Source organism: Microbacterium sp. NPDC056057, from assembly GCF_042266945.1.
Lineage (GTDB): Bacteria > Actinomycetota > Actinomycetes > Actinomycetales > Microbacteriaceae > Microbacterium > Microbacterium trichothecenolyticum_C.
The window spans coordinates 181,146-201,574 of sequence record NZ_JBHJWS010000001.1; the positions used below are offsets into that span (position 1 = coordinate 181,146).

A 20,429-nucleotide genomic window follows, 5' to 3' on the forward strand; every position below is an offset into this window, starting at 1 on the left:
CACGCGCAGTTTCCCGAGAGGACCGGCTGCGTTGACGCCCTCCTTGCGCCAGAGGGTACTCCGGCGGTCGACGCGCCGACAGGTCGCCCGGGTGTCAGAGCTCGCGTGGGCGGCCGGGGTCGCGTGTGGGAATCAGCAGCACGATGCCGAGCAGCAGACTGACGCCGAGGGCGATCATCTCGCCGACCGCGTCGAGCATCGGCATGTGGCTCAGGTGAAGCGCGTGGTAGGCGAAGTGCAGGACGCCGAAGATCGTCCACGCGATCCCGAGGATCCGAAAAGCGAGTTCGCTACGCCAGATGAGGCTCCCGATGCTGGCTCCCGCGAGGGCGAGATACATCGCTCCGACGTCGCGGACGAGGTGCTCGTTGAACGGGCCGTCGACGGAGACCCACGATCCAAGAACCCCCGGGAAGGAGTCGTAGAAGGACTGGGGAAAGAAGTACGCCCACACCCCGACGAAGCAGGCGAGGAGTGCGGACAGCGCGGCGGCCGCGGCGTGTAGTCGTCTCACACACACTCCGACGACGCAGCTCGCCGGATTGTGTCATCGCGTCGCGGATTCACCACTCACGCGAGTCACCCGAGTTGTCGTGGCCCAAGCGCAGGAAGCCTGGCACACCGGGGCGGTGGTGGGTCCTCCCGCCGTCGACGGGGGCCGTCTCGTGCCCGGCCAACTGGTGGATCCACGGCGGCTGCTGCTCCATCGTCACCGACCCCGCCCCGGTCGTGAAGTACGCGGCGATGGGAGGGCTCGCGACGAACGCAGCGGCCACGACGACGCCATCGCGGATGCGCACCAGCGCATCGCGTGCCAGCAGATCGCGCATGAGCGTGGCGAACGCGCCGGGATCGACGGATGCTGCCACCCTCGGCGCGCCCGGCACCTCCGCACTCAGCTGGCCGAGGATCTCCTCGCGTTCCACGGCGGAGAGCCGGAAATACGCGGCGGCGTACGCCTTGTCAGCGACACTCGCCGGCACGTTCCCGAGGACGTACGCGTATCGCGCGATCTGCTCGTCCGGGGTGATCTGCTGCTGAGCATGCCGCCTCGTCACGGTGCCTCCCACATGATGAGCGCCAGAGTACGCTCACCGGCGACCACCGTCGACGGGCGCGCGGTCATGGTCAGGCGCCACCGCCGGTGGGAGACTCCCGGTATGACCACGCCGTTGGTGGATCTGCTGGGCACACACATCAAGTGGGGCACCGTCCTCGGCGCCGTCGCCGTGCTCGCCGTCGGCGACGACCCACTCGAAGCCGTCGCGGTCGGTCGCGCCGCGGTCGGCGGAGCGGAGATGCGCTCGGACGCGATCATGCGGATACAGTCCATGACGAAGGCGATCACCAGCGTCTCGGCACTGCGTCTTGTCGCGTCCGGCCGCCTGGACCTCGACGACAGCGTCGAACCCTGGCTGCCTGAACTCGCCGAACGCCGCGTGCTGGTCTCGCCGGACGCGATGCTCTCCGACACGGTGCCCGCGTCGCGGCCGATCACCGTGCGCGATCTTCTGACCAACACGAGCGGATACGGGATGATCCCCGTGTCCTCGCCGCTGCAGCAGGCGATGGCCGAGAACGGCACCGAGGCGGGCGCCGATCCTGTCGCGATCGGCGCCGACGAGTGGCTGGCGCGGCTGGCCGAACTGCCGCTCGCCTTCCAACCGGGACAGGGATGGCGCTATCACCACTCGTTCGCCATCCTGGGCATCCTCATCTCCCGCGTCACCGGTCGCCCGACCGGCGACCATCTCCGCGACGACCTGACCGGTCCGCTCGGAATGGTGGACACGGCGTTCTGGGTTCCGCTCGACCAGGCTCATCGATTGCCCGCCGCATACCGGCACACCGATGACGGACTGACCGAGACCGAACCGGCCGGAGGCGGGTTCTATGCCGGCGCCCCGCCCTTCGACGTCAGTCACGCCGAACTGGTCTCGACCGCCGACGACTACCTGGCATTCCTGCGGATGCTCGTGCACGGCGGAATCGCGCAGACCGGCGACGCCCGGGGCGAGCGCATGCTGCCCGCCGACCTCGCCGCCGCCATGATCCGCGACCAGACCCCGCCCGCCGCCAAAGCCCCGGACAGCTTCTTCTCCCCCACCTTCTGGGACGAGATGGGATGGGGGTTCGGGGTCGGCATCGAGGCGACCGGCCCGCACGCCGGGCGGTTCACCTGGTCCGGCGGACAAGGAACCAACTTCTACGTCGACCCCGACGGCACGATCGGGATCCTTCTCACCCAGGTCGAACTCGGCGATCCCGTCATCGAGCTGATCAGAGAGTTCCAGACGTTGCACGGATGACCCGAGGGCCTGGCCCGCACTCAGCGGCGCGGGATGAGACGAAGGGTGGATGCCGCGGCCTCGGCGGTCACCATGCTCCGGGCTGCGAGATCGCCGTACTTGCTGCGGTACGCGGCATCGACGGTCGCAGCATCCGTGTCACCGATCGCTTCGACGGTCACGTCGACGGTGGTGTCGCCGACACGCACCCGCGCCGCCCCCGACCGCACGGCCCCGCCGTACCAGCCGGTCTCGCGCCGATGCCACGTGCGAACGAAGACCTCGGCCCCGGCGACCACGACCCAGATCGTCGTCCAGCCGCCGAAGCCGCCATCGCCGCGCGACGCCGAGACCTCGATCTCGATCGCGTCCGAAAGGACGCGCAACTCCTCGGACGACCACTCTGGCAACGGCTTCGAGGTCATGTGGGTCATTCTCAACCGCCGGCGCCGCGCTCGCCACCGGCGACGTGGAGCCCCGGGAGTGCTTGCGAAAGGCAGAGGGGTGCGCGTGCTGCGCGTCTCGATCGGCGGGTGCCGGCGGTGCGTAGACAGCCCGCTCCGCCGGGGCCACGATGGTGCCATGTTCCGGGGGTGGTTGGGAAGATCGTGGCTCATCGTCGCGGTCGCCTCGGCGCTCGTCCTGTCGGGATGCGCGCAAGACCCGACAGCTGAGAAGCGGGCGGCGAGCACGGAGGTCTTCGAAGCGGTGGTTCCCGACGATACGCCGGGGTGTTCCGCCGCTGTCTCCATCGACGGGGACGTCGTGTGGGCGGAGGCGCGGGGGGTGGCAAACCTCGAGACCGGCGAGCAGTTGAAGACCTCGACAGCCATCCACATCGCCTCGGTCGGGAAGCAGTTCACTGCCGTGGCCGTGCTCATGCTTGCCGAGCAGGGCCTGTTGTCGTTGGATGATTCGCCCGCGGATCACCTGGACGGGATGCCGGCGTGGGTCGAGGATCTGACTATCAACGACCTCATGCACCACACCACGGGGATCGCAGAATTCCTCAGGTTGCCGTCGAGCAACTTCGGGGCACCCCCTTTGAACAACGACGACATCCTCGAGTTCGTGCGCACGAGCCCGATCGCTCAATCGGGCACGCCCGGCGCCTTCTCCTACTCGAACACGAACTACACGCTGCTCGCAGACATCGTCACCGAGGTCACCGGGGTCGAGTTCGCGGACTGGATGCAGGCCGAGGTGTTCGGACCGCTGGACCTGGAGGCGAGGATCGGGCCGCCGATGCCTTCCGACCCGGTCGGCTATGAAGCCGTCGTGGACGACTTCATGATCGCTGAGCCGTTCGCGTGGGAGGTCGTCGGACCGGGATTCGTCACGATGACAGCTTCGGAACTCGCACGCTGGGGCGACCAGCTTCGGGCGCCGTCGCTCGTGAGCGCGGAGACGCTCGACGACGCTCTGGCTGATGGCGCACCCGTTGACGAGGGGTGGACCTATGGTCCCGGCCTGCTGGTCGCCGACGACGGCACCTTGGGCCACGACGGAGCCGGGGCCGGCGACGAAACGAGCTTCGCTGTAAGTCCCGACCGGCACACCACGATCGCCATCTCGTGCAATCACGACGGGCTGCACCTTCCGACCGTGATGAACGACCTCGCGGCGGTGTGGGTCGACTAGCCGCCGGACAAGCCTGTCCGGTGCGGCTCTACGATGGAGCGGCGGTCGACGATGACCGGCGAGGACGGAGCTTGCATGGACATCTCGGCAGTGAACCCGGCACTGCGCGCCGCGACGGAGAAGGCACCCGCGGTGAACATCGAGAACGGCGCGACGCGCTGGCTCGCCGCCACCGCGTCGTCCCTCATCCCCGGCAAGCGCGTCGAAGGGGTCGAACGCCGCACGCTCCGCCATGACGGCGTCAAGCTGCGGGTCTACACCCCTGCACAGCCTTCCGGAGCGGGCCTGCTGTGGATCCACGGCGGCGGGCTCGTGCTGGGATCGGCCGCGATGGACGACGTGCACTGTGGTGAGACCGCACGCGACACCGGCGCGACGATCGTCTCGGTCGACTACCGCCTCGCGCCGAAGCATCCGTTCCCCGCCGCGATCGACGACTGCTTCACCGGGTGGCAATGGCTGCGCGCCGACGCGGAGGCACTCGGCCTCGACGGCGAGCGCCTCGCGATCGGCGGGCAGAGTGCGGGTGGCGGGCTCGCCGCCAGCCTGGTCCAGCGCGCGATCGACGCGGGCGACCCGGTCACGGCGCAGTGGCTGTTCTGCCCGATGCTCGATGACCGCACCGCCGCGGACCGCGGCCATGACGCTACCGATCACTTCATCTGGAGCAACCGCTCGAACCGCGTCGGCTGGTCGTCGTATCTCGGTTCGGCCGTCGGTGCCGAGTCACTGCCGCCCTACGCGGCGCCGGCACGCCGCGAGGACCTGCGGGGCATGCCGCCGACGTGGATGTACACCTCCGACATCGAGCTGTTCCATGACGAAGACGTCGACTACGCGAACCGGCTCCGGGCGGCGGGCACGGACGTCACGCTCGAGGTGGTCGACGGTGCGCCGCACGGATTCGAGGCGTGGGCGCCCGGCCACCCGATGGCGCGCCGGCTCTTCGCCACTGCCCGCGACTGGCTCGGGGCGACCCTCGCGCCCTGAGCGAGCACGGGTGATCAGCGAGGCAAGGGGTCGGGTCCCGTTGCCGTGACCAGACGTTGCGGGATCCACCCCTCCACATGATTGATGCCGTCGAATGCGCCGCCCTGCAGCTCCACGACCGCACGCAGCGACCGGCGGTGGAACTTCACGTGGGTGAAGTCCTCGAAGAGGATGTAGTACGGCTCGTTCCACTCGTTCTGGAACTGCTGCCCCGTCAGCACTGCTCGATGCTGCCGAGAGAAGGCGTCGACGTCGTCGCCGATGACCACGCCGAAGTGCTCCATCCCCATCTTGTACACGCGCTGGTGCACCGGAGGGATGAGCTCGATCAGCGGAATCTCCTTCCCCCCACCGACTCTCAGCGGTTCGGCGAGCAGGATCAGCGAGATCGGCCGCCCGTTCCACACGTTCTCGAAACTGGCCACCGCATGGCGTTCGAGGAGTGTGCGCTGGTGGACGTAGAGCTCCCACTCCGGGACCCGCACCGCGAGGTGGCCCAGCTCATACGCCGAAATGTCGATGCCCCGCTCGCGCAGGCGGGCTCCCTGCCGGGCGACGAAGCCCGCGTAGTCGCCGATCACGTCGGCCACAGGATCGACCATCACCGTCTCCTTCCACCCGCCGGGCGGCTCGGATGCGGCGAAAGTAGCAGGCTGCAGCTCGCCGAGCCAGTTCCCATCGCCGATCGTCAACCATGTAACGCATGTTACATTTGCACGCGTGACGGATCTGCACCTTCGGCGAGGAGCGCTGGCGCCGCTGTATCTCGCCGGGTTCACGACCGCGTTCGGTGCCCATGGCGTGGCCAGCGTCCTGGGGGCCGAGTCCGAAGACATCGGCCTCTCCCTCCTCGGGCTCGGAGCGGTGCTGGCCCTGTACGACGTCGCCGAGGTGTTCCTCAAGCCGATCTTCGGCGCTCTGAGCGACAGGATCGGTGCGAAGCCGGTCATCGTCGGCGGCCTCCTGGGGTTCGTCGCGGCGTCGCTGCTCGCGCTCATCAGCCCGGCCCCGCTCGTCCTCGCCGTGGCCCGGCTGGGGCAGGGCGCCGCCGCAGCCGCCTTCTCCCCGGCGTCCTCGGCCGCCGTCGCGCGGCTGGCGGGGAAGGAGCGGCTCGGCAAATACTTCGGCCGGTACGGTGCGTGGAAGAGCCTCGGCTACGTGCTGGGGCCGCTCATCGGCGTCGCTCTGGTCTACGCGCTCGGCATCCAGGCGCTCTACATCGCGCTCGGCGCCCTGGCCGCCGGCGCCGCGGTCTGGGTATTGCTCGCCATGCCCGCGCTCCCCGTCATGCCGCGGCCCCGCTACACGATCCTCGATCTCGTCCGGCAGACCACCGAGCGCAGCTTCCTCGTGCCCACCCTCCTGCTTGCCACCAGCACGGCCGTTCTGGGTGTGGCGGTCGGATTCCTGCCGCTGCTCGCGACGCGGCTCGGTCTGCACCCCCTGACCGGAGCGGCCGCGGTGGCCGTACTGGCCCTCGTCTCGACCGTCGCCCAGCCCGTCATCGGACGACTGCGGGACACCGGACGCCTCACCACCCGCTTCGGCGCGACGGCCGGCCTCGCGATCGCGGCCGCGGCGACGGTGCCCCTCGCGCTCGCCCCCTCGATCGTGACGCTGTTCGCGGCCGCCGTCGCATACGGCCTGATGGTGGGAACCGTCACGCCGCTCGCCTTCGCCCACCTCGCCGCGGCCACGCCGGAGGAGCGGATGGGGCGGACGATGGGCAACGCGGAGCTCGGTCGCGAGCTCGGCGACGCCGGCGGTCCTCTCCTCGTCGGTGCCGTGGCCACCGCGTGGACGCTCCCGGCCGCACTGCTCGTCCTCGCCGGCGTCACGGTCGGCGCCGGCACGATCGGCTGGACGACCCTCGGCGCACGAGCGAAGGACGCCGACACGGCGTGACCGTGGTGGCGACTCGCCGCCGCGCGTTGCCCGGCGGCGTATCGGTTGGTCACCGGCGCCCGGGATAATGCGGTGCATGACGGTGCGGGTGTGCCGTCATGAAGGGAGCTGACGGTGATGGATGGCGTGCCGGTCGAAGGTCTGCGGGAGTACATCGAGCATCTGCGTCAGGAGGGCTACTCGGTGCGCGACGGGCACACCGCGGATCCGGATCTGATCGACCCGCACGGGAACCCGGTCTACACCTGGCAGGAGGGCTACCCGTACGGCGACCTGATGGACCGCGACGCGTACGAGTTCGAGAAGTACCGGCTGCAGATCGAGCTGCTCAAGTTCCAGTACTGGCTGGAAGACAACGGCCGGCGGGCGATCATCCTGTTCGAAGGACGGGATGCCGCGGGCAAGGGCGGCACCATCAAGCGATTCACCGAGCACCTGAACCCCCGCACCGCGCGGGTCGTCGCGCTCAGCAAGCCGACCGAGCGGGAGCTCGGGCAGTGGTACTTCCAGCGCTACATCGAACACCTGCCGACGGCGGGTGAGATCGTGATGTTCGACCGCTCCTGGTACAACCGGGCGGGGGTGGAACGTGTGATGGGCTTCTGCACCGACGAGGAGTACCAGCAGTTCATGACGCAGGCGCCTCAATTCGAACGGATGCTGGTGGACTCCGGCATCCACGTCACCAAGTTCTGGTTCTCGGTGTCGCGCACCGAGCAGCGCACCCGGTTCGCGATCCGCCAACTCGACCCGGTGAGGCGCTGGAAGCTGTCGCCGATGGACCTGGCATCGCTGGACCGCTGGGAGGACTACACCCGCGCGAAGGAGGAGATGTTCCGTCGCACCGACAAGAAGCACGGCCCCTGGATCATCGTGCGCTCCAACGACAAGAAGCGCGCCCGCCTGAACGCGATGCGCTTCTTCCTCCGCCAGTTCGACTACGACGGACGCGACGACAAGGTCATCGGCACGCCTGACCCGCGCCTGGTGATGCGCGGCATCCGCGAGACCGCCGACGAATAGGTCGAGGCCCGCGCGACGAACCCTGTTGACCGCCCTCGAAGGTGGGTCCAGGATGGGGACCGTTCGGCGCCGTGAGGGGAAATCGCGCCGACCTCCCCGGGGATCTCCTCGGTCGGATACGTCAGCTACAAGGGAGTAGAGATGTTCCGTAAGGCTGCTGTCGCCACTGTGTCGGCTCTCGTTCTGACCGGGCTGGTTGCTGTTCCGAGCTACGCGAGTCCACCGACGCCGAGCGGCGACGACCGACTCGCGGTGTATTCGGGCACCGTCGATGCCGATGGCCTCGCCGCCATCGTCGAGCTCGGCGTCGACCGCAGCGAGCTCGTCATGACGCCCAGTGCGGACGGATCCGGGCTCGTCGACGTGCAGGTCATCCTGAGCGGCGGCCAGGTCGATGGCCTCGCCGCCGGGGGCACCGATCTGCAGGTACAGGCCGACCCGTCGCGTCAGCGTCGGTCTCTCCAGCAGACCGACGGCGTGTTCCGGATGTACAGCGGCGACGGAGGCATCCTCGACGAGCTCATGGCGCAGGCTGCCGCGCACCCCAAGATCGCCGAGTTCCGTGTCATCGGCGAGACCGCTCAGGGCCAGGAGATCGGCGCCGTGCGCGTGACCAAGAACGTGGCGAAGACCCAGGATGGCAAGAAGCCGGCCACGGTGTACGTCGGCGCCCAGCACGCCCGCGAGTGGATCACGCCCGAGATGGTGCGCCGGCTGCTCGACCTCTACCTGAGCCAGTACGGCACCGACGACCGCATCACCGATCTGGTGGACGACACCGAGGTGTGGTTCGTCCCCGTGGCGAACCCGGATGGGTACGACTTCACGTTCCAGGACGGCCAGCGGCTGTGGCGCAAGAACCTCCGCGACAACGATGGCAACGGCGAGATCACAGTCGGCGACGGTGTCGATCTGAACCGCAACTCGGCGACGCGGTGGGGCTACGACAACGAGGGCTCCTCGCCGAACCCGGCGAGCGACACCTACCGCGGGCCGTCGCCGGCTTCCGAGCCCGAGACGCAGGCGCTCGACGGACTGTTCGCCGACATCACGCCGCAGTTCATGATCAACTACCACTCCGCCGCCGAACTCCTGTTGCACGGCATCGGCTGGCAGGTGGCGACGCCCTCGCCGGATGACGTGATCTACGAGGCCATGGTGGGCGACGACGAGAATCCCGCGGTTCCCGGCTACGACCCCGACATCTCGGCGGAGCTCTACACGACGAACGGCGACCTCGACTCGCACATGCAGGAGGCGCACGGGACGCTGGGCTTCACTCCGGAGATGTCGACGTGCGAGGCGGCCGTGAACTCCGTCCCCGACGACGAATGGACCGAGGACGACTGCCAGTTCCTGGGCTTCGACTTCCCCGACGACGAGGCTCTCATCCAGGCCGAGTTCGAGAAGAACATCCCCTTCGCGCTGGCCGTGGCCGAATCGGCGATCGACCCTGACGACCCCGTCTCCGTCGTGGGTCGCGACGCGGAGGACTTCCGTGTCGACTCGTTCACGGTGTCGTACGGCGACCCGCAGACCGTGGCGGTCTGGGCGAAGAAGGCGCTGAAGGCCAAGAAGATGACCTACACGATCAACGGCGGACGGCCCCAGAAGGTGGACGTCACCGAGTGGGCCGGCGGCGAGCGCTACGGTTCCGAGAACGTGGACTACTACGCCGAGTACCGCGGCGTGGTGACGGGTGCGAAGCCGGGCGACAGCGTCGAGGTGTGGTTCACCGGCACCGCAACGGGCAAGGACATCCCGAAGGGCCAGCAGGGGGCAGGCCCGCGCGAGAGCGAGCACTTCACGTACACGGTCGCGCAGGACACCGGAAACTCCGTGCTGATCGTCGCGAACGAGGACTACACCGGCGTGAACCCGACCTATCCGGCGGGCACGAGTGCGCCGAAGTACGTCGGCGAGTACGTCGACGCCCTCGTCGCCAACGGCGCCACTCCCGACGTGTGGGATGTCGACGCGCAGGGCGTTCCCCACGACCTCGGCGTGCTGGGTCACTACGACGCGGTGCTCTGGTACCTCGGCGACAACAGGCTGACCCAGGATCCCGAAGATGAGCTCACGCAGTACGGGTCTGCGCAGATTCCCGACCTCGCGGTCGCCGAACGCCAGCAGTACCTGACGATCGCCATGAGGGACTATCTCAACGAGGGCGGCAAGGTCGCCTACACCGGTGAGACCACGGCCTACTACGGCATCGGCGCGAGCATGTTCGGCGGCATCTACTACGGTCTGGACGGCCACCCCGATCAGGACTGCGTGGTCACTGTCGATCCGTTCGCGGACTGCCTGCTGCTGGCCGACGACTTCACCCAGTACTGGATGGGTGCGTACGATCGGGCTCCACTGGCAGCCGAGGGCGTGACGGGTACCGCTGAGCCGCTCGACGGTTTCCAGGCTCTCTTCGGCGGACCGGCCACGGTCGACAATCCGATCGACGAGGTCGGTGCTTTCACGCCGACCAGCGAACGGCTGCCGGTCGCCGACTTCCCGCAGTTCGAGAGCTGGGCGGCGGCGGACTACACCGACGTCACGGGCAGGCTCGTCGCCGTGGAGGGGGCCCTGGCGGCCGCAGCCGCCCACGTCGACGACGGCTACCAGCGATTGGGCCGTACCTTCGACCTGACCGGCGTGACCGCCGCCGACGCCCCGACCTTCGAGGCGCAGATCGCCTACGACCTCGAAGAGGGCTACGACAACGTGATCGTCGAGGTGCGCCCCGCGGGATCGGATGACTGGACCACTCTCCCCGACCTCAACGGCAACACCTCCACCGCCGTACCGACGGAGTGCGAGGCAGGCTTCTACATGGGCGAGCACGCGCAGCTCGAGCACTACCTCACGCTCGGCGACCCCTGCCTGCCCACGGGCACGACGGGCCAATGGAACTCCTTCACCGGCGCGTCCGGCGGCTGGATTCCCGTGGCGTTCGATCTCAGCGCGTACGCGGGCAAGAACATCGAGGTGGTCGTGAGCTACGTCACCGACCCGTCCACCGGCGGCGCGGGCCTCATCGTCGACGACACCAGGCTCGTCGTCGCGGGAGCGCCGACGCAGGCCGAGGGCTTCGAAGCGGGCTTCGGTGCCTGGTCGGTGCTCGGCGCGCCCGACGGGAGCCCCGCGAACGCGAGCGACTTCGAGATCGCGGACGGCCTCGGAGACGTCGTCTCGGTCACGGCGACGCCCGACACCCTGCTCTTCGGCTTCGGCCTCGAGCAGCTCGAGTCGGATGCCGCTCGTGCCGACGTCGTCGCGAGGATGCTGGCGCACTTCGCCGGATAGCCGTCGGGTGACGGATGCTGCGGCACGGGGTTCGCCCTTCGCCGCAGCATCCGTCACCAGACGCCGGAGGCCGCGCCGCCCCTGAGGGGACGGCGCGGCCTCTGGTGCGGAGCGGCGTCAGAGCGTCGCGGCGAACGGATCGAAGTCCGCGGGCACCGACGGCACGGAGTCGACGGTGGTGCCGATCTCGATGGCCTGGCCGGACTCGACGGACTGCTCTGCGGAGAGCATGACGTCGAGGACGTGGAGTCCGAGCTGGCCGCTGGCGACGTGCGGGCGGTCCTCGGCGATGGCGCGCACCATGTCGAGGAGACCGAGGCCGCGCCCGACGACGGCGCCCTGCTGCGGGACGTCGATCCACTCCTGCTCGAACTTCGCACCGTCGCGCAGCACGCCGAGCGGCTTCACGTAGGCGATGCGGCCCTCGAACTGGTTGGGGTCGGGCAGCACGATCGTGCCTTCGGTGCCGTGCACCTCGAAGACGCCGTGGCGCTCGAGTGCCGAGTCGAAGCTCAGCAGGCTCTGCGCCTGCTGGCCCGCCTCGAACACCGTCGTCAGCTGCACCGTCGTCGGCACCTCCACGGTGAAGATGGTGCCGGCGATGGGGCCGAGGTGGACCGTGCGCTCGTCGCGCGCACGCAGGCCTGCCGCGAACACACGGGCCACCGGTCCGAGGAGGCTCACCAGACCGCTGATGTAGTACGGCCCCATGTCCAGCAGCGGGCCGGCGCCCGTGCTGAAGAGGAACGCGGGATCCGGATGCCACAGGTCGGGGCCCTGCGTCTGGAACGCGGTCTGCGCGAACAGGGGCTCGCCGATCACACCCTCCGCGATCGCGCGCTTGGCCGTCTGGAAGCCCGGTCCGAGGATCGTGTCGGGTGCCGAGCCTACGCGCAGCCCGGCGGCGTCCGCGGCCGCCAGGATGCGGGAGACGTCGGCGAGGTCGAGTCCGACCGGCTTCTCGGTCCACACGTGCTTGCCGGCGTTGATCGCAGCCTCGGAGACCTCGACGTGCGCCGCCGGGATGGTGAGGTTCACCACGACCTGGACGTCCGGGTGGTCGAGCACCGCAGAGGCATCGCCGTGCACCGGCACGCCGTACTCTTCGGCCTTGTTCTGCGCGCGGTCGGGCAGCAGGTCGCCGACGGCGAGGACCTCGACGTCCGGGAACGACGTGAGGTTCTTGAGATAGGTGTCGCTGATGACGCCGGCGCCGATGATGCCGACTCCGACGCGGGTCATCGGACGAAGCCGCCGTCCCGCAGGAATGCGTACGACGCTGCGATGTCTGCGAAGACGTCGCCGGGAGCGTTGTCGTACTCGATGACCGCGTACTTCACCGACGGGGCGGCGTTCAGCGCGTCGGAGAGCGCGACGACGCCCTCGCCGGGGTGGGTCTGCTGCAGGCTCTTCGAGGTGAAGGCCGGCGCGTCGGGAGCGAACGGGTTGCTGGCGGGCACCAGTCCGTCCTTGATGTGGAGCGCGACGAGGCGGTCGCCGATCGCACGGGTCAGCGCCGTGACGTCCTGTCCGCCGACGGCGGCCCAATACAGGTCGAGCTCGATGGCGACGCGGTCGTCGGTCAGCTCGAGGAAGCGCTCGAACGCGGTCTGGCCGTCGAACGAGGCCAGGAACTCCTGCGCGTGGTTGTGGTAGCCGACCGTGAGACCGAACCCGGCGGCGATGTCGACGAGGTCGTTGAGGCGGCGAGCGGTGTCGGCGACGCCTTCCTCGGTCAGCCAGCGGTCGGTCGGCACCATCGGGTCGATGACCGTGGTCGCGCCGATCGTCGCGGCGGCCTCGAAGACGACCTCCGGAGCGGGCGTGGGGATCGAGCCGTCGGGAGTCCACAGCTCGTCCGACAGCAGCGGGGCGTGACCGGTCGGCGACGCGAGGCCGGCCGCGTCCAGTGCCGCGCGGATCTCCTGCGGGCGGCGGACGAAGTCGAAGGCCTCGACGTTCTTCAGACCGATCGCGGCAAGCTTGTCCAGCGAGCCGGACATGTCGGCGGAGAAGGCGGCGGCCAGGGTGTAGAGCTGCACCGAGCTCTCGGGTCGAGTCACTTCGGACCCCTTTCGTACATCTTCGTGCGGATCGGCTGAACCGTGCGAAGGCAGATTAGCACAAAACCTCCACGTGGAGGTTTTGACTTCGCTTGTCCACCCGACCGTCATTGCGGTAAGACATGCCCATGGCGACGACAGGTGAAGGGCGTCCGACCCGGGTCCCGATCGTCGGCCAGCTCCGGTCGTATCAACGGGTGTGGCTGCGCGGGGATCTGATCGCCGGAGTCACCGTCGCCGCGCTCATCGTTCCGAAGAACCTCGGCTACGCCGGGATCGCCGGGGTGCCGCTGCAGAACGGCCTCTATGCGGCTGCCGCCGGTGCGATCCTCTATGCGATCTTCGGCACGAGCCGGCAGATCTCGATGGGTCCCAGCTCCGGCCTTGCCGCGGTCGCGGCCAGTGCCGTCCTCGCAGCGGGCATCGTCGGCGAGCAGGACGTCGCCTCGTTCGTCGCCGGCATCACGCTGGCCTCCGGCATCCTGTTCCTCCTCCTTGCCGTCTTCAGGATGGGCTGGATCTCGCAGTTCCTCTCGCGAGCGGTGGTCACCGGCTTCCTCTTCGGCGCGGCGATCGATGTCGTGATCGGGGAACTGCCCAAGCTCACCGGAACCGAGACCACGGGCGCGAACCCGATCCAGGAACTGTGGTCGTGGTTCGGGACGCTGAACGAGGTGCACGGGACCACGGCGCTCGTCGGGGCGATCTCGCTCGTTGTCGTGTTCGGACTCCGGGTGATCGCACCACGGGTCCCCGGTGCCCTCGTGCTCGTTGTGGGCGGACTGCTGGCGTCGGCGCTGTTCGATCTCGGGGCCAAGGGCGTGGCGGTGGTCGGGGACGTGCCTCGGGGCCTGCCCGCGCTGCAGGTTCCCGACGGCCAGCTGCTGTGGGATCACGCGGGCACCGTCGCCCTCGCCGCGGTGGCGCTGGTCATGATCGGCTTCTCACAGACCGCCGGCGACGCGCGCACCTTCGCGGCCAAGCATCGCTATCAGATCGACATCAACCAGGAATCCATCGCCCAGTCCTTCGCCAACATCGGTTCCGGACTGTTCCAGGGGATGCCGGTTTCCACCAGCCTGTCGGCGAGCTCGCTGAACGACCGCTCCGGCGCCAAGACCGGACTGGCCTCGTTGACCTCCGGCGTCACCGTGCTGCTGACCCTCCTCGTCCTGGCGCCGCTCTTCTCCGACCTGCCCAAGGCCGTCCTCGGTGCGCTGATCATCGAGGCCGTCGTCAGCGGCATGATGGACCTCCCGGAGATGCGGCGGCTCTTCCGGGTGAAGAAGGTCGATTTCTGGATCGCGGTCACCGCCCTCCTCGGAACGGTGATCTTCGGCGTGCTCGCGGGCGTGATCATCGGGATCGGCCTCTCGCTGGTCTGGCTGATCGCCGTGGCCACCCACCCGGACATGCCGACCCTCGGTCGCGAGCGCGGCACACAGGTGTTCCGCGAGGTCGACGCGAACCCCGGCGACGAGATCCTGCCGGGCGTGGCCGTGGTCCGGTTCGACGGCGGCCTGTTCTTCGCCACCGCCGACGCGCTGGAGGACCACTTGCGCGACGTCATCCAGGCGAACCCGGAACTGACCGGGATCGTCCTCGATTGCGGCGGGATCAACTTCATCGACTCCCAGGGCGCCGCCTCGATGGCGGACATCGTGACCCTCACCCGCGACGCGGGCGTCCAACTCCGCCTGACGCGGCTGAAGCCGGGTCCTCGGGCCGTCCTCGAGCGGGAAGGCGTGATCGAGCTCATCGGAGCCGACCACATCCACGGCAACATCCACCGAGCCGTCGCGGCGGAGCAGAGGGATGCCGAGAACCGACGCGACGACGTCGGCTAGGACCCGAGTGCCGCCGTCATCGTCAGGGCGCGTCGTTGTTGATCGCCTCTGCGCGCGCCTGGTTGCCTGCAGCGCGAGCGAACCTCGCTGCGAGGCGCTCGAACGCGACATTCAGCTCGTCACCCTCGATCACTTCGAGGTCGGCGCCGATCTGCGACAGCCGCAGCGCGAGCGCGTCGGCGTCGTCCGAACCGAGCTCGACGCGGCAGGTGGACTCATCGATCGCCTCGACGTCGACCGGGATCCGCAGCGCTGCGGCGACCTGGGCGGCGGGAGCGTGGACCACGACCAGGGCGCGGTAGGTCCAGCTCGCCTGGACGATGCGTCTGACCACGTGCTGGACGAGGTCGTCCTCGGCGATCACGCGCGGGCGGAATCGCACACCCGTCGGCGGGTGCGGAACGATGCGATCGACTCGGAAGACTCTCCAGTCGTCGCGGTCGAGGTCCCACGCGAACAGGTACCAGACCGGTCCCCAGCTCACGAGCCGTTGAGGCTCGGTGCGGCGCGTCCCTGTGCTGCCGCCGTGCGTCGTGTAGCCGAAGCGCAGTCGTTCGTGCCCGCGGATGGCGGCGGCGACCGCGCTCAGAGCTGCGAGGTCGGGTCGCGGCTCCGTCCCCGGAACGATGCTCGTCGCCTCCCTCACCTCGTCGACGCGTCGACGCAGCCGTGAGGGCATCACCTGCTCGAGCTTCGCGAGCGCGGTGAGCGAGGTCTCTTCGACCCCGAGCCGCCAACTCGCGACCGCTCCCAGGCCGACCGCGACCGCGACCGCCTCGTCGTCGTCGAGCAGGAGTGGCGGCATGGCTGTGCCGGCGACCAGCCGATACCCGCCCGCCACGCCGGGGCGAGCGTCCACCGGGTAGCCGAGCGATCGCAGCTTGCCGATGTCGGAACGAACCGTGCGCGTGCTCACCTCGAGCCGAGCGGCGAGTTCTGCGCTGGTCCAGTCGCGTGTGAGCTGGAGCAGAGACAGCAGCTCGAGCAGGCGGGCCGACGTCTCCAGCATGTCTTCGATCATTCCGGATATTGCGGAAGCTATCCTGCCGCATTGCTTGGAATCGTCGAGGTCATGAACAACTCCACCGCACTTTCGCCGTTCCGCATCGACATTCCGCAGCCCGACCTCGACGACTTGCACGATCGGCTCGCGCGCACCCGTTGGCCCATCCCCGCACCGGATCGTGGCGACCGCGGCGACTTCAGCCGCGGCATCCCATCGGCGTATCTGAAGGAGCTCACCTACTACTGGCGTGAGGGATTCGACTGGCGTGCGCAGGAGGCGAAGCTCAACGAGCACGCTCAGTTCACGACCATCGTCGGCGGCCAGACGTTCCACGTCGTGCACGTCCGATCAGCGAACACGGCAGCCACCCCGCTGATGCTCAACCACGGCTGGCCCGGCTCGTTCGTCGAGTACCAGCGGCTCATTCCGCTGCTGACCGACGACTTCCATGTGGTGATCCCGTCGATGCCCGGGTTCGGCTTCTCCACCCCGCTGTCGGCGAGCGGCTGGGAGCTGGGACGGACGACGGATGCCTATGCCGAGGTCATGACGCGGCTCGGCTACGAGCGGTTCGCGGTGCACGGCACCGACATCGGTTCCGGCATCGCCGGCCGACTCGCGGCCCTGTACCCGGAGCGCGTCATCGGCATGCACCTCGGCGTCGACCGCGCAGTGCTCGGCCTGGTCGGCGTCAAGTTCCCCGCTCCGGAGGGGCTGTCCGACGACGAGATCGGTCAGCTCGAGGCGCTGCAGGCCGAGAGCGCGGCCGAGCGCGGCTACCTCGAGATGCACAACCACCGCCCCGACACGATCGGTCCGGCGCTCACGGATTCGCCCGTCGGCCTGCTCGCCTGGATCGGCGAGAAGTTCAAGTCCAGGACCAGCGGCGGCCACCAGGCGCCGGTGGTCGACCGCGATCAGCTCCTCACCAACATCAGCCTCTACTGGTTCACCCGCAGCGGGTCGTCGAGCGCGCAGTTCTACTACGAGGCCGAGCACTCCGACCTCGGGATCGTCATGGCCGGCGGGGTGCCGTCCGCGTGGGTCGCGTTCGACAGCCACCCGCTCATCCGTCGCACCATGGATCCCTGGAACGCCGTCGACCGCTGGACCGACCATGCCGAAGGCGGCCATTTCCCCGCGATGGAAGAGCCGCAGCTGCTGGCGGACGATATCCGGGGCTTCTTCCGCGCGATGGCGTGATTCGCGAGAGGGCCGGCGGGCGGCCGACGCATGCACGTGAAAGCCCTCGCCCGGCAGAGGGATGATGGACTCATGCCGGCCGCCCACCGTCCCGGACTTCGCATCAACGCGCGGGTCACCATCCCGGAGTCCGAGTTGTCCTGGCGGTTCTCGCGTTCCTCGGGCCCGGGCGGGCAAGGCGTGAACACCGCCGACTCCCGTGCGGAACTCGTCTGGGATGCGGCAGCATCAGCCGCCCTCTCCCCTGTTCAGCGAGAGCGCCTCCTCACACACCTGCACGGCCGCTTGGTGGGCGGCGTGCTGACGATCGCGGCGTCCGAGCACCGCGAGCAATTGCGCAACCGAGATGCCGCACGCGCGCGGCTGGCAGCAGTCGTCGCCGACACGCTGCGGCCACCCCCACCGGCGCGACGACCCACCACGCCCAGTCGAGGAGCCACGGAGCGACGCCTGAAGGCGAAGAAGCAGCGAACGGACGTCAAGCGGCTCCGTCGGCCACCCGATGACTGACCACCGAGGCGGTGCTTCTCCCGCGGGGGCCTCAGTCGCGCGACGTCGCGTTCACGCTGCCGGAACGTTCCTGTCCGCTCAGGCGTGCGATCGCGGCCATCATGCGCTCGGTGATCTCGCGACGAGCCTTGCCGTCCGGCACGCCCTCGAGGTCCGCGAGGTCGAGCGGCTCTCCGAAGCGCACCTCCAGGCGCGGCTTCCCCGGCAGCAGGTGGCGGAGCGGCTTGACGCTGTCGGTTCCGATCAGCCCGACGGGCACGACCGCGGCGCCTGTCTCGCGGGCCATCCACGCCGCGCCACCGTGACCCTCGTGCAGCTTCCCGTCGCGGGAGCGGGTTCCCTCGGGGAACACCGCGAACACGCTGCCGGCCCGGAGGATGCTGCTGCCCGCGTCGAGCGCGGCGCGCGCATCGCGACCGGTCGCGCGATACACCGGGACACCGCCGATCGAGGTGAAGAACCAGCGCTTGACGCGGCCGAGCACCCCAGAGCCCGTGAAGTACGACGATTTGATGAGGAACTGCACCGGGCGGGCCGCGGATGTCGGGATGATGACCGTGTCGAGCGACGCGAGGTGGTTGCTCGCCAGCAGCACCGGCCCATGCTCAGGCACGTTCCCTCGACCGACGATGCGCGGGCGGTACATCAGCCAGAACAACGGCCGCAAGACCACCCGCCCGAGGAAGTAGATGGCGCCGGGTCGCGGTGCAGGGCCGGGGTTCGGAGGTACAGGCGCTGTCACCTCGCCACCCTATCCGTCATCGTCGGGTGCGATCCGCATGCGGGAGAGGGTGACCGTCAGTGCCTCCCGCCGCGCCGAACCTGTGCTTAGCGTGGGGACATGACCGTTCCGAACTTCACCCTGAACAACGGTGTCGACATCCCCGCCCTCGGCCTCGGGGTCTTCCAGACTCCGCCCGCGGAGACAGTGGACGCGGTGACTGCCGCACTCCGCACGGGATACCGCCACATCGACACCGCCGCGGCCTACGGCAACGAGCGCGAGGTCGGTCGAGGCATCCGTGAGTCGGGCGTGGCGCGTGAGGACATCTTCATCGAGACGAAGGTGTGGATCAGCGACTACGGATACGACCAGACGCTGCACGCGTTCGAGAAGAGCGCCGGAAAACTCGGCGTCGACCGGATCGACCTGTTCATCCTGCACCAGGCGCTGCCGTCCGCGTTCGAGACGACCATCGCCGCATACAAGGCGCTCGAGACGCTGCTGGCGGACGGGAAGGTGCGCGCGATCGGCGTGAGCAACTTCATGCCGGAGCACCTCACCGCGCTGCTCGATCAGACCGATGTGGTGCCCGCGGTGAATCAGATCGAGGTGCACCCGTACTTCCAGCAGCAGCAGCTGCAGGCGCTCGACCAAGAGCACGGAATCCTCACGCAGGCGTGGTCACCGATCGGCGGGATCACGTCCTACCGCGACTCCGCCCGACGCAGCTTCGACGAGCCGGTGCTCCTGGCCATCGGTGCGAAGTACGGCAAGTCCGCCGCGCAGGTCATGCTCCGCTGGCACATCCAAAAGGGCATCCAAGTCATCCCCAAGTCGACCCGGCCCGAGCGCATCGCCGAGAACTTCGACGTGTTCGACTTCGACCTGACCGGCGACGAAGTCGCCCAGATCGACGCCCTCGACACCGGCCAGCGCGGCGGCCCCGAACCCGAAGCGATCACCCTCGAGACCTTCGGCCGGGTCATCCCCGAGGCGTAGAGACCGGGGTGCAGACTCATTGCCGAGCGGACGCCCGAAGACCGGCCGGTCACCCGAAGGACTGCGGTTACGTCAGCATGTCTCGGGTCGTGAACCGCCAGACCGCGAGTGCCCCCGCGACGACGATCCAGACCGCTTGCAGCAGCGCGTTGTCGAGGAACGAGTCCCACGAGATCGGCGAGCGCAGCAGGTCGCCGAAGTCGAGCCAACGGTCGGTGAAGAGGTAGGGGTGAACCGCCGACAGCTGCGGGATCTGACCGACGATCTGCGCCGCGACAGCGAGGATCGCGGTGGCCGCCATGGCACCGACCGGCACCGTCGTGAGGGTCGAGAGCAGCACGCCGATCGCCGCGAGCCCCAGCATCGACACCGACACGTATGCGACGACGGCAAGACACCGGACCAGTCCCTCGGCGAGGCTCACCTGCGTCCCGCTGAGCAGGGTCAGCGGGCCGGCGCCGAAGAGGATCGCGCCGACGATCACACCCACCGCGACCACCGCGAAGGTCGCAATCACGCAGAAGACCGCGGCGGCGACGTACTTGACCGCGAGGAGCGCGACGCGCCCCGAAGGTGCGACCAGCAGGTAGCGAAGGGTGCCGAGGCTCGCCTCGCCGGCGATCGTGTCGCCGGCGACGACGCTGATGGTGAGGGGAAGGAAGAGCGGGGTCGCGATCGTCAGCGCGGCGAGGCCGACGAAGACGCCGTTGTCGGTGATCTGATCGAGGAACGCCGGCCCGCGGCCTGCACGGGTGCCGCCCGCGATCCGCACCGCGACGCCGAGGAGGATGGGGACGAGGCACAGCGCTCCGAGCATCATCCACGTGCGGAGGCGGCGGAAGAGCGTCGCCAGCTCGCTTCCGAGAAGACCTGGAACCCCGCTCCCGCGCGCCACGCTGCGCGACCCAGACGCCGTCGGAGCGGCGTCGG

At 69.0% G+C, this 20,429-nt stretch carries 19 protein-coding genes; 10 read left to right on the forward strand and 9 right to left on the reverse strand.

The features are described 5' to 3' along the window. Nucleotides 1-94: 94 nt before the first annotated feature. A complete protein-coding gene (locus ACFC1K_RS00725; RefSeq protein ID WP_375870016.1) occupies nt 95-514 on the reverse strand; it encodes a hypothetical protein in 420 nt (139 codons plus the stop codon). 49 nt (nt 515-563) lie between these two features. Further along, nucleotides 564-1,058, reverse strand: a complete 495-nt coding sequence (locus ACFC1K_RS00730) for a hypothetical protein (protein ID WP_375870017.1) — start codon at nt 1,056-1,058, stop codon at nt 564-566. A gap of 102 nt (nt 1,059-1,160) precedes the next feature. Between ACFC1K_RS00730 and ACFC1K_RS00735 the strand changes: the two genes are divergently transcribed. Next, the gene (locus tag ACFC1K_RS00735) at nt 1,161-2,309 is read left to right on the forward strand and encodes a serine hydrolase domain-containing protein (RefSeq protein ID WP_375870018.1); all 1,149 of its coding nucleotides are present in this window, start codon (nt 1,161-1,163) and stop codon (nt 2,307-2,309) included. A gap of 20 nt (nt 2,310-2,329) precedes the next feature. Here ACFC1K_RS00735 and ACFC1K_RS00740 read toward each other — a convergent pair whose 3' ends face one another. Further along, nucleotides 2,330-2,713, reverse strand: coding sequence for a DUF2255 family protein (locus tag ACFC1K_RS00740; RefSeq protein WP_375870019.1), 384 nt, complete (start codon nt 2,711-2,713; stop codon nt 2,330-2,332). 157 nt (nt 2,714-2,870) lie between these two features. Between ACFC1K_RS00740 and ACFC1K_RS00745 the strand changes: the two genes are divergently transcribed. After that, on the forward strand, nt 2,871-3,929 hold the full coding sequence (locus tag ACFC1K_RS00745; RefSeq protein WP_375870020.1) for a serine hydrolase domain-containing protein: 1,059 nt from the start codon (nt 2,871-2,873) through the stop codon (nt 3,927-3,929). 75 nt (nt 3,930-4,004) lie between these two features. After that, nucleotides 4,005-4,919: an alpha/beta hydrolase gene (locus ACFC1K_RS00750; protein ID WP_375870021.1), complete on the forward strand. Its 915-nt coding sequence runs from the start codon at nt 4,005-4,007 to the stop codon at nt 4,917-4,919. A gap of 14 nt (nt 4,920-4,933) precedes the next feature. Here the strand turns inward: ACFC1K_RS00750 and ACFC1K_RS00755 are convergent, their stop codons facing one another. Continuing rightward, a complete protein-coding gene (locus ACFC1K_RS00755; protein WP_375870022.1) occupies nt 4,934-5,521 on the reverse strand; it encodes a VOC family protein in 588 nt (195 codons plus the stop codon). A gap of 118 nt (nt 5,522-5,639) precedes the next feature. Between ACFC1K_RS00755 and ACFC1K_RS00760 the strand changes: the two genes are divergently transcribed. The 3 genes from ACFC1K_RS00760 to ACFC1K_RS00770 all read left to right on the forward strand — a co-directional run bounded on the left by ACFC1K_RS00760 (nt 5,640) and on the right by ACFC1K_RS00770 (nt 11,147). Then, nucleotides 5,640-6,824 carry an MFS transporter gene (locus tag ACFC1K_RS00760; protein ID WP_375870023.1) on the forward strand — a complete coding sequence of 395 codons (1,185 nt, stop codon included), beginning with the start codon at nt 5,640-5,642 and terminating at the stop codon, nt 6,822-6,824. A 117-nt stretch (nt 6,825-6,941) separates the two neighbouring features. Continuing rightward, nucleotides 6,942-7,847, forward strand: coding sequence for a polyphosphate kinase 2 (ppk2, locus tag ACFC1K_RS00765; protein ID WP_310244997.1), 906 nt, complete (start codon nt 6,942-6,944; stop codon nt 7,845-7,847). A gap of 141 nt (nt 7,848-7,988) precedes the next feature. Further along, on the forward strand, nt 7,989-11,147 hold the full coding sequence (locus ACFC1K_RS00770) for a M14 family zinc carboxypeptidase (RefSeq protein ID WP_375870024.1): 3,159 nt from the start codon (nt 7,989-7,991) through the stop codon (nt 11,145-11,147). 117 nt (nt 11,148-11,264) lie between these two features. On the opposite strand, the gene ACFC1K_RS00775 is transcribed toward ACFC1K_RS00770, so the two are convergent. Both ACFC1K_RS00775 and ACFC1K_RS00780 read right to left on the reverse strand, forming a co-directional pair. Further along, a complete protein-coding gene (locus ACFC1K_RS00775) occupies nt 11,265-12,389 on the reverse strand; it encodes a Gfo/Idh/MocA family protein (protein WP_375870025.1) in 1,125 nt (374 codons plus the stop codon). Next, a complete protein-coding gene (locus ACFC1K_RS00780; protein ID WP_310287454.1) occupies nt 12,386-13,210 on the reverse strand; it encodes a sugar phosphate isomerase/epimerase in 825 nt (274 codons plus the stop codon). The genes ACFC1K_RS00775 and ACFC1K_RS00780 overlap by 4 nt, the downstream gene beginning before the upstream one ends. Nucleotides 13,211-13,338: 128 nt before the next feature. On the opposite strand from ACFC1K_RS00780, the gene ACFC1K_RS00785 reads away from it, so the two are divergent. Beyond that, complete coding sequence (locus tag ACFC1K_RS00785) at nt 13,339-15,057, forward strand: SulP family inorganic anion transporter (protein ID WP_375870026.1); 1,719 nt, start codon at nt 13,339-13,341, stop codon at nt 15,055-15,057. 22 nt (nt 15,058-15,079) lie between these two features. Here ACFC1K_RS00785 and ACFC1K_RS00790 read toward each other — a convergent pair whose 3' ends face one another. Next, entirely contained in the window at nt 15,080-16,066 is a 987-nt protein-coding gene (locus ACFC1K_RS00790; RefSeq protein WP_375870027.1) for a helix-turn-helix transcriptional regulator, read from the reverse strand. Between the two features lie 63 nt (nt 16,067-16,129). Between ACFC1K_RS00790 and ACFC1K_RS00795 the strand changes: the two genes are divergently transcribed. Both ACFC1K_RS00795 and arfB read left to right on the forward strand, forming a co-directional pair. Then, the gene (locus tag ACFC1K_RS00795; RefSeq protein ID WP_375870028.1) at nt 16,130-17,266 is read left to right on the forward strand and encodes an epoxide hydrolase family protein; all 1,137 of its coding nucleotides are present in this window, start codon (nt 16,130-16,132) and stop codon (nt 17,264-17,266) included. 72 nt (nt 17,267-17,338) lie between these two features. Further along, nucleotides 17,339-17,776, forward strand: coding sequence for an alternative ribosome rescue aminoacyl-tRNA hydrolase ArfB (gene arfB / locus ACFC1K_RS00800; protein WP_375870029.1), 438 nt, complete (start codon nt 17,339-17,341; stop codon nt 17,774-17,776). Between the two features lie 31 nt (nt 17,777-17,807). Here the strand turns inward: arfB and ACFC1K_RS00805 are convergent, their stop codons facing one another. Next, a complete protein-coding gene (locus tag ACFC1K_RS00805) occupies nt 17,808-18,518 on the reverse strand; it encodes a lysophospholipid acyltransferase family protein (protein WP_375870030.1) in 711 nt (236 codons plus the stop codon). A 99-nt stretch (nt 18,519-18,617) separates the two neighbouring features. Between ACFC1K_RS00805 and ACFC1K_RS00810 the strand changes: the two genes are divergently transcribed. Next, complete coding sequence (locus ACFC1K_RS00810) at nt 18,618-19,499, forward strand: aldo/keto reductase (RefSeq protein WP_375870031.1); 882 nt, start codon at nt 18,618-18,620, stop codon at nt 19,497-19,499. A 67-nt stretch (nt 19,500-19,566) separates the two neighbouring features. Here ACFC1K_RS00810 and ACFC1K_RS00815 read toward each other — a convergent pair whose 3' ends face one another. Continuing rightward, nucleotides 19,567-20,394 carry an ABC transporter permease gene (locus tag ACFC1K_RS00815; protein ID WP_375870032.1) on the reverse strand — a complete coding sequence of 276 codons (828 nt, stop codon included), beginning with the start codon at nt 20,392-20,394 and terminating at the stop codon, nt 19,567-19,569. Between the last annotated feature and the right edge of the window lie 35 nt (nt 20,395-20,429).

What these genes read in the sequence shown, in the direction of transcription:
- ACFC1K_RS00775 (WP_375870025.1), bottom strand. Translation starts at nt 12,389, where the DNA reads ATGACCCGCGTCGGAGTCGGCATCATCGGCGCCGGCGTCATCAGCGAC.
- ACFC1K_RS00810 (WP_375870031.1), top strand. Translation starts at nt 18,618, where the DNA reads ATGACCGTTCCGAACTTCACCCTGAACAACGGTGTCGACATCCCCGCC.
- ppk2 (WP_310244997.1), top strand. Translation starts at nt 6,942, where the DNA reads ATGGATGGCGTGCCGGTCGAAGGTCTGCGGGAGTACATCGAGCATCTG.
- ACFC1K_RS00740 (WP_375870019.1), bottom strand. Translation starts at nt 2,713, where the DNA reads ATGACCTCGAAGCCGTTGCCAGAGTGGTCGTCCGAGGAGTTGCGCGTC.
- ACFC1K_RS00755 (WP_375870022.1), bottom strand. Translation starts at nt 5,521, where the DNA reads ATGGTCGATCCTGTGGCCGACGTGATCGGCGACTACGCGGGCTTCGTC.
- ACFC1K_RS00745 (WP_375870020.1), top strand. Translation starts at nt 2,871, where the DNA reads ATGTTCCGGGGGTGGTTGGGAAGATCGTGGCTCATCGTCGCGGTCGCC.
- ACFC1K_RS00785 (WP_375870026.1), top strand. Translation starts at nt 13,339, where the DNA reads ATGGCGACGACAGGTGAAGGGCGTCCGACCCGGGTCCCGATCGTCGGC.
- ACFC1K_RS00750 (WP_375870021.1), top strand. Translation starts at nt 4,005, where the DNA reads ATGGACATCTCGGCAGTGAACCCGGCACTGCGCGCCGCGACGGAGAAG.
- ACFC1K_RS00770 (WP_375870024.1), top strand. Translation starts at nt 7,989, where the DNA reads ATGTTCCGTAAGGCTGCTGTCGCCACTGTGTCGGCTCTCGTTCTGACC.
- arfB (WP_375870029.1), top strand. Translation starts at nt 17,339, where the DNA reads ATGCCGGCCGCCCACCGTCCCGGACTTCGCATCAACGCGCGGGTCACC.
- ACFC1K_RS00735 (WP_375870018.1), top strand. Translation starts at nt 1,161, where the DNA reads ATGACCACGCCGTTGGTGGATCTGCTGGGCACACACATCAAGTGGGGC.
- ACFC1K_RS00795 (WP_375870028.1), top strand. Translation starts at nt 16,130, where the DNA reads ATGAACAACTCCACCGCACTTTCGCCGTTCCGCATCGACATTCCGCAG.
- ACFC1K_RS00790 (WP_375870027.1), bottom strand. Translation starts at nt 16,066, where the DNA reads ATGCTGGAGACGTCGGCCCGCCTGCTCGAGCTGCTGTCTCTGCTCCAG.